Raw genomic sequence first — 8,012 nt, 5'->3', positions numbered from 1 at the left:
ACAATGTCCAAGCTTGCCGGGTCCGGAGTCCACAGACGCACATAGCCATGCCACTCCGGGCTGACCTTGGCGAAGAGCGCGTGCAGGGCGAACCACACGCTCAAGTTGGCGATGACGCCGACGACGGCCGCCGTCACGCCGGACAAAGCGCCGGCGAGCTTGGCGTTTGCGCTGAGGCGCTCCAGATAAGGTGCGCCGACGAAGATCCAGAGAAAGCACGGCGCGAAGGTCGCCCAGAGCGTCACGGCGGCGCCAAGAATCCCGAACGCCAATGGCGGCGAGCCGCCATGACGGTAGGCAGCGAGGAAGCCGACAAACTCGGTGACAAGGATGAGGGGACCCGGCGTCGTCTCGGCGAGGCCAAGCCCGTCGAGCATCTCTCCCGCACTCAGCCAGCCATAGGTCTCGACCGCCTGCTGCGCCATGTAAGCGAGCACCGCATAGGCCCCGCCAAACGTGACGATCGCCAACTTGGAGAAGAATAGCGCGATGTCGGTGATCGTGTGATCACGGCCGAGCAGGGCGGCCGCGATGCACAATGGCACCAGCCAGATGGCGAGCCACAACACCGCGGTGCGCAGGGTCTCGGTCAGCGAGACGGGAGTGGGTACCGTCGCAGCCTCGGGGCGCTTTGGCGGCACGGCGGCAAGCAGATAGCCCGCAAGCGCCGCCACCGCGATGATGAGCGGAAAGGGCGCAGCGAAGAAGAAGATGGCGATAAAGGCCGCGGCCGCGATGATCCAATGATGCGGCTCGCGCAACGCGCGGCGTGCCACCCTGAGCAAGGCTTCGATGACGATGACGAGAACGGCCGCCTTGATGCCGACAAAGGCCGCCTCGACGAGCGGCGCCTGGCCGTAAAGCGCATAAGCGATGCTGAGCGCGAGGATGATGCAGGCGCCGGGCAGCACGAAGAGGAGCCCGGCGGCAAGTCCGCCAAGCGTGCTATGCAGCCGCCAGCCGACATAGGTTGCGAGCTGCATGGCTTCCGGTCCCGGCAGCAACATGCAGAAATTCAAGGCATGCAGAAAGCGCTCTTCGCCGATCCAGCGGCGCTCGACGACGAGCATGCGATGCATGAGCGCAATCTGGCCGGCGGGCCCCCCAAACGAGAGAAACCCGATCTTGGCCCAGACAGCGATCGCCTCTCTGAGGCTCGGCGGAGATATATCGTTATTTGCGCCCACACGTCCCACTCCGGCCTCAGCGCAAGGCGGCGCGACAAACAGCGCGGCCCGAAGCCGGCATATGGACGCACTTTCAACCCAAAGCCAAGGCTAGCTCCCGCGATTCGGCAGCTCCCGCCTCTCCGCTGGCTTTTCTAGCGAGTCGGGCATGCGCATGATACCGAGGGAAAGGACTCACGCGAGGAAGCCATGGTCACGGCGCAATTGATTCAGGTGGTCGTGTTCCTCGCCGCCGCGGCCATCGCGGTGCCGCTTGGCCGCTTCCTGGGCGTGGGGTCGGTGCTCGGCTATCTCATCGCCGGAGTGCTCATCGGACCTTATGTCCTCGGGCCGCTCTACGCGCTCGACGACGTCGGCAGCCTCCTGCATTTCGGTGAGTTCGGCGTGGTCATGCTGCTGTTCGTCATCGGCCTCGAATTGCGGCCGGTGCGGCTCTGGTCAATGCGCATGGCCATCTTCGGCCTCGGCGCGGCGCAGCTAATCGTCACAGGCCTCATCCTTGCGGCCATTGCCCTCGCCCTTGGACTTGCGACCAGCCAGGCCCTGTTCATCGGATTGGCGCTTGCGCTGTCCTCGACGGCCTTCGCTCTACAAATTCTGGAGGAGAGGGGCGAACTCACCACGCGTCATGGTCGGCTCGCCTTCTCCGTGCTGCTCTTTCAGGATCTTGCCGCGATCCCGCTCATCGCGCTGGTTCCGCTCTTCGCTTTAGGGGCGCCGGACGAGCCCGCGATGGATTTCAGTGCCGCGGGAATTGCGCTCGCGACCATCGCCGCGGTGGTGATCGGGGGACGCTTCCTGCTGACCCCGCTCTACCGTCTGGTTGCCGCGACCGGGGTGCGCGAGGCGATGACGGCAAGCGCGCTCCTGACGGTGGTCGGAGCAGCGGTCGTCATGCAGTCGGTCGGGCTTTCGCCCGCACTCGGCACCTTCATCGCGGGCGCGCTGCTCGCGGATTCGGAATATCGCCATCAGATCGAGGCCGACATCGCGCCCTTCGAGGGGTTGCTGCTTGGCTTGTTCTTCCTTGCGGTCGGGATGTCGATCGATCTGACGGTCGTGGTCGCGCGTCCGGTCGAGTTGTTGGCCATTGTCGTCGGACTCGTCGCCATCAAGGCGGTTGTCCTCTATCTGCTGGCGAGATGGTGGGGCTTGAGCCGCTCACCTGCGCTTCGTCTCGGCCTCGTTCTCAGTCAGGGTGGCGAGTTCGCTTTCGTGCTGTTTACCGCGGGACTGGCGGAGGGCATCATCGGCGCGGCGCAGGCGAGCCTGCTGACGCTGGCTGTCACGCTGTCCATGGCGCTTACCCCGCTGCTTCTTCTCCTCGACGACATGATCAAGCGCAGGGCTGTGCCCGACGCGCCCGATTACGACATACCGCCGGAGGGCGACGGGTATATTATCCTCGCGGGCTTTGGCCGGTTCGGGCAGATCGTGGCGCGTGTGTTGCGCGCGCGGCAAATTCCCTTCACGGCGCTCGATAAGAATATCGAGCAGGTCGATTTCGTGAAGCGTTTCGGTGCGCAGATCTATTACGGCGACGCCGGGCGCCTGGACATTTTGCGGGCCGCCGGCGCGGACAAGGCGCGCGCCTTCGTGCTTGCCATCGACGATGTGGAGGATTCACTCCGCGTCGCGGAGATTGTGCGGCGGAGCTTTCCTGATCTTCGGATCTATGCGCGCGCCCGCGACCGGACGCACGTGCATCGGTTGCTGGATCTCGGCGTGACCATCATCGAGCGCGAGACGTTTCTCGCCGCGCTCGAGCTGACGCAGCGCTTGTTGCGGGGACTGGGGCTCGGCGCCAAGGAGGCGAAACGGCTCGCCGAAACCTTCCGGCGGCTCGACGAGAAGCGCCTCTACGAGACCTATCAATATTACACCGACCCCGAGAAAGTCCGTGCGAATGCCCTTTCGCAAGCGAAAGAGCTGGAAGAGCTCTTCGCCCAGGACACCGAAGAGCTGCCGGCCGAAGACGGCGCACCGCTCAGCGGCGAGCGGCGAGATAGTCAAGAACGAGCCGGTTGATCTCGGCCCGATGCGTGAACGGGCTCATATGGCCGGCGCCCTTCAAAATCTTGAGTTCGGCTTGAGGCAACGTCGCGGCGAGCATATCGGCCACCGCGCGGGCCGGAGCTCGCGTCTTGCTTCCGACAATGAGAAGGGTCGGGGCGGTGATGGAAGCATAGTCGCGCAAGGGCGCGTTCGCTTCGACGGCAATCGTGAATTCCAGCGCAACCTTGCGGATGGTGGCGGTGATGGCGGCCTTGAACTTCTCCGGTGCGAGCCACCAGCGCCAGCGCCCCAGCCAATAGCTCATGAAGGCCTTGGCGGCGGACCTATCATCGCCTCGTCCAACGGTACCCAGCACCGCGATGCCGAGCCGCTCGACCTCACGCCATTCGGGGCGGCTCTCGACTTTCAACAAATGGAAGGAGACGGGCTCGATGAGAGTGAGACTCTTTACGCGTGACCCGAGCTTGCGCGCGGCTTCGAGCGCCAGCGCCGCACCGTAAGAGTGGCCGACGAAATGCAGCGGTCCTTTGACTTTCTTCGCGAGCGCCACGAGGACGTCGACATCGGCATCGGCGGAAAAAGGTTCGCCGCGAGGCCATGATTGCGATTGACCATAGCCGATGAAATCGGGCGCCAGCACGCGCCAGTCGGCCGAGAGCATCTGCATCAGCGGCAGCCATTCTTTGTGAGACGCGCTGGAGCAATGACCGACAATGACATTCGCACCCTTGCCCTGATCGAGATACGTGATCTCGACACCGTTGACGATCAGTTGCTTCATGCGCCCTCGACCTCTGCCGGGGTTTCGGCGTGCAGGGGTATTGGCTCCGAATGGGCGAGGCAACCGTCAAATTCAGGCTAGGAGGCGTGGCCGGGCAGATGCCTACTCGGCGGCGGCAGGCTCCAGATGCTCTGCAGCGGCAGCCTTCTGCACCGACTTCTGCACCTTCTCGAAAGCGCGCACCTCGATCTGGCGGATGCGCTCCCGGCTGACCCCGAACTCGCTGGAGAGCTCCTCGAGCGTGAGGGGATCGTCGGCGAGCCTCCGCGCCTCGAACACACGTCGCTCGCGGTCGTTCAATCCATCGAGGGCGCTTTTGAGCATGTCGCGTCGATTGTCGCGCTCCTCCGACTCGGCGAGTGCGGTTTCCTGGTCGATCCCGTCGTCGACGAGCCAGTCCATCCATTCGCCGCTCTCGCTGTCGTTGCGCACGGGCGCGTTCAGCGAGCTGTCGCCGGCAAGGCGCCGGTTCATGGAGACGACATCCTGCTCGGTGACGCCAAGCTGCGTCGCGATGAGCTTGACCTGGTCGGGCCGGAGGTCGCCTTCCTCGAGCGCCTTGAGCTGGCCCTTGATCTTGCGCAGATTGAAGAAGAGCTTCTTCTGCGCCGCGGTGGTGCCCATCTTTACCAAGCTCCAGGAACGCAGGATGTATTCCTGGATGGCGGCGCGGATCCACCACATGGCGTAAGTCGCAAGCCGGAAGCCCTTGTCGGGATCGAAACGCTTGACCGCCTGCATCAAACCGACATTGCCCTCGGAGATGACCTCGCCCACGGGCAGGCCATAGCCGCGATAGCCCATGGCGATGCGCGCCACGAGGCGCAGATGCGACGTGACGAGCTGATGGGCGGCATCGCGGTCGCCATGCTCGCGCCAACTCTTGGCAAGCATGAATTCCTGCTGCGGCTCCAGCATCGGAAATTGTCTGATCTCTTCGAGGTAGCGCGTCAGTCCACCATGCGCGCTAACACTCGGCAAACTTCTTGCGGCCATGAGAGCTTCGCCTCCAATTGGCCAAAAAGGCCTTGCAGCTTCCCGTCAATCTGCCCCCCGGCGACCTTCTTTTATAAAAGATTTGCGTACTGGATAAAAGCCTGCCCGCGCATCACAGTTCCCTGAGCACGGTAATGATCTCAGCAAGATCAAGCGGCAGATGACTATTAAATTTTAGCAAGGTGACGCTCTCCGGATGCTCGAACGCGAGCAGGGTGGCGTGCAGTGCTTGGCGGTTGAGCTTGGCGAGCGTGGTCTGCGCAGGCTCAGGCAACTTACGCAACTTCGACTTGAAGCCCTGGGCGTAAAGCAGATCGCCGATCAAAGGATGCCCGATATGAGCGAGATGGACGCGCACCTGATGCGTGCGCCCCGTCTCAAGGCGGCATTCGAGCAGCGAGGCGATCGGCTCGCTGCCGTCCTCGCCGAAGGTTTCCAGCATCTTCCAATGGGTGACGGCCTCGCGGCCCTTGTCGCGCAGCACGGCCATTTTGGTCCTACTCGTCGGGTGGCGGCCGACAGGTGCGTCGATCGTGCCGTGCGAGCGCGACGGCGCGCCCCAGACGAGTGCGAGATAGCCACGCTCAAGCGCGCCGGTGCGGCCATGGTCGGCGAATTGGTCGGCGAGCGCGCGATGAGCGTGGTCGGTCTTGGCCACCACCAAGAGGCCGCTCGTATCTTTGTCGAGGCGGTGGACGATTCCTGGCCGCGCGACGCCGCCGATTCCGGACAGGCTATCGCCGCAATGGGCGAGCAGCGCATTGACGAGGGTCCCTTCCGCGTGGCCGGCGCCCGGATGCACGATCAAGCCCGGCGGCTTGTCGATGACGATGAGGGCGGCGTCTTCGTAGACGATCTCAAGGGGGATGGATTCGGCGGTCAAACCTGACGCGGCCGCGGGCGGCACGGCCACTTCGAAGGTCTCGCCCGGTTTGACCCGGTATTTAGCGTCCACTATGGTCGCGCCGCCACGGCAGACGTGGCCGGCTTTGATCAGCGCCTGTAAGCGAGTCCGGCTTAATTCCGGCAGGCGCTCGGTCAGGAACAGATCAAGCCTAAGCCCGGCGTGATCCGCACCGGCTTCCGCCGACAGGCGCTCGCCAGACGGCTGAGATGGTCTAAGGTCGGGCGGCGTGCTTTCCGGGGTTTTCGTTGAAATGGGCATCAACCTTCAATGGCGGTGATGAGCGAGCCTGACAATAGCCCTCTGCCCGGCACGGTGTTTACGCCGCGCCAGGTGCGGGCGCTCAAAATCGCCGTCATCGTCATGGGAGTGCTGCTCGTTGGCGGGTTTGCCTTTGTGCTGGCTGCCATTGTCTATCAGGCCTCGCATCTGGGCAAAGGCGCGGCGGGCGATACGGCAAGTCAGGCGCTCGCCAAGCGCGACGTGGTCCCCGGTGTCGAACTGGCCCTTCCGCCAGATGCGACCGTGACGAGCATGGAACTCGATGGCGAGCGCCTCGCACTCCACCTCAATTCCAGCCTGGGGCCCGAGGTCGTGATCGTTGATGTGGGGAGCGGCAAGGTTTTGGCCCGGATCAAAATCAACCCGCAATAGGCCTTGATCGGCCTTCCAAGCCCACGCTATAGCTTTACCCGCTTGCGCTTCGCTGCTCGCGCGAAACGCCCCGTTCGTCTAGTGGCCTAGGACGCTGGCCTCTCACGCCGGAAACAGGGGTTCGAAACCCCTACGGGGCGCCAATAGAATCAGTAACTTAAGTGACAGGCCGCCCAACTTGCCCAACGGGTGCCCAATATACAGCCGCGCATAAGCAGGTGGTTAGGCAAGTGTTAGACACTGACGGGTAGGAGGTCCAGTAGCCTATCTGATGGTGCACCCCACCTCGAATAGGGCCCCGATTGGCGGCAGATCGCTTGCTCGTACACTTGGAGCTGATCAGGGTGATAGGGTGAGTCTGCTTAGGACGCCTCGACGGGCTCAATCATGGTGAGATTGATCTCGTGGAACATGGCGCAGCGTAAGACGGCGTGGCGATTCCTCACCAGTTCAGACGCAGATATCGCCTTGGTCCAGGAAGCTAGGGAACCGTCGGCCGATGTAGTGGGGAGACTTAGCATCGATGCAGCCGCTTGGCATACGGGTCCGTACCGGGCGTGGCGAACCGCTATTGTCAATATTTCACGCCGCGCCGAAGTGCAGTGGCTTGCCGCAAAGTTGCTTCCTGACGCGCACGCGGAAGAATTGGGCGTGAGCCGACCGGGGACACTTGCCGCAGCGACCATCACACCGCCAACCGGAGAACCGTTTATCGCTGTGTCGGTCTATGCGCCCTGGGAGCAGTCGCGCAGCCTGACAGGGCGCGGTTTCATTTACGCGGATGCATCAGTGCACCGGCTGATTTCCGATTTATCGGTGTCCTTTCCGAAAATTCCATCCGGCTTGGATTCGCATCGTAAGGCAGAATCATCGCATCCTTGAGAGCGATGTTTGCGATCCTGCACGCGCTCGGAATGTTCGTCGCCGACCTGTTCAAGTCGAGGAGCCGGCTTGAGGTTGAGAATTTGCTTCTCCGTTACCAGCTAACCATCGCCATGCGGCAGGCACCAACTCGTCTTCGAGGCCGAATGATCGCGACGGCATTGCCGATGTCCGGGGAATACCGATAGAGCCAGACAAAGAGCGCCCGATCAAATGCGTTTGGCCGGATCCGCCTCGGCGACTGGCGGCGCAATATGTTGAGCTAATGGCGGAGAACAATCACCTCCGCTTCAAGCCGCCCGCGTGACATAATACAATCGCGTTGCGCCCCGATCAGCAGCCTGAGGATCGTACCATCGCCCGCAAGGATGCCCCGATTCCCTAATTCCGGCGAATCCTCCCCCGGATAAGGTTTTCGGAAGGGACAAGGGCCGAAAGACTCAGCCCCGCCCGCTAGCGGGCCTTTTTGTTTGGCTACAGTCTAATCGCAGAAGGACCAGCCACCATCAGCGGCGTGGAAATAGCCGGTCCTGGGATTGAAGGAAGGTCCATACGTCCCGCGACAGTATCTGTACCATCCTGGGCTCCAGGG

General features: G+C 62.9%; 7 protein-coding genes and 1 tRNA gene. 4 read left to right on the top strand and 4 right to left on the bottom strand.

The genetic code is table 11. The features are described 5' to 3' along the window. The coding region (gene chrA, locus ACR2J1_RS11710; protein ID WP_434019501.1) for a chromate efflux transporter at window positions 1-1,196 on the bottom strand (1,196 nt) is incomplete at its 3' end. A gap of 180 nt (window positions 1,197-1,376) precedes the next feature. On the opposite strand from chrA, the gene ACR2J1_RS11705 reads away from it, so the two are divergent. Further along, window positions 1,377-3,215 carry a monovalent cation:proton antiporter-2 (CPA2) family protein gene (locus tag ACR2J1_RS11705; protein WP_434019500.1) on the top strand — a complete coding sequence of 613 codons (1,839 nt, stop codon included), beginning with the start codon at window positions 1,377-1,379 and terminating at the stop codon, window positions 3,213-3,215. Here ACR2J1_RS11705 and ACR2J1_RS11700 read toward each other — a convergent pair. From ACR2J1_RS11700 to ACR2J1_RS11690, 3 genes are all read right to left on the bottom strand, one after another. Further along, window positions 3,175-3,984, bottom strand: coding sequence for an alpha/beta fold hydrolase (locus tag ACR2J1_RS11700; protein WP_434019499.1), 810 nt, complete (start codon window positions 3,982-3,984; stop codon window positions 3,175-3,177). The two genes, ACR2J1_RS11705 and ACR2J1_RS11700, sit on opposite strands and share 41 nt — an antisense overlap. Before the next feature lie 102 nt (window positions 3,985-4,086). Next, entirely contained in the window at window positions 4,087-4,980 is an 894-nt protein-coding gene (rpoH, locus tag ACR2J1_RS11695; RefSeq protein ID WP_434019498.1) for an RNA polymerase sigma factor RpoH, read from the bottom strand. A 112-nt stretch (window positions 4,981-5,092) separates the two neighbouring features. Continuing rightward, the gene (locus ACR2J1_RS11690; RefSeq protein WP_434019497.1) at window positions 5,093-6,145 is read right to left on the bottom strand and encodes an RluA family pseudouridine synthase; all 1,053 of its coding nucleotides are present in this window, start codon (window positions 6,143-6,145) and stop codon (window positions 5,093-5,095) included. An 18-nt stretch (window positions 6,146-6,163) separates the two neighbouring features. On the opposite strand from ACR2J1_RS11690, the gene ACR2J1_RS11685 reads away from it, so the two are divergent. From ACR2J1_RS11685 to ACR2J1_RS11675, 3 genes are all read left to right on the top strand, one after another. Continuing rightward, window positions 6,164-6,538, top strand: coding sequence for a hypothetical protein (locus ACR2J1_RS11685; RefSeq protein WP_434019496.1), 375 nt, complete (start codon window positions 6,164-6,166; stop codon window positions 6,536-6,538). Between the two features lie 67 nt (window positions 6,539-6,605). Beyond that, window positions 6,606-6,681: transfer RNA gene (locus tag ACR2J1_RS11680), tRNA-Glu, on the top strand. Between the two features lie 244 nt (window positions 6,682-6,925). After that, window positions 6,926-7,420 (top strand): hypothetical protein, encoded by a 495-nt coding sequence (locus ACR2J1_RS11675; protein WP_434019495.1) that lies wholly within the window; start codon window positions 6,926-6,928, stop codon window positions 7,418-7,420. The last annotated feature ends 592 nt before the right edge of the window (window positions 7,421-8,012 follow it).

The sequence above is a fragment of the Methyloceanibacter sp. genome (genome assembly GCF_050999895.1).
Taxonomy (GTDB): domain Bacteria; phylum Pseudomonadota; class Alphaproteobacteria; order Rhizobiales; family Methyloligellaceae; genus Methyloceanibacter.
Note: the sequence above shows the minus strand (reverse complement) of the source record. Positions and strands in the feature narration are given on the sequence as shown.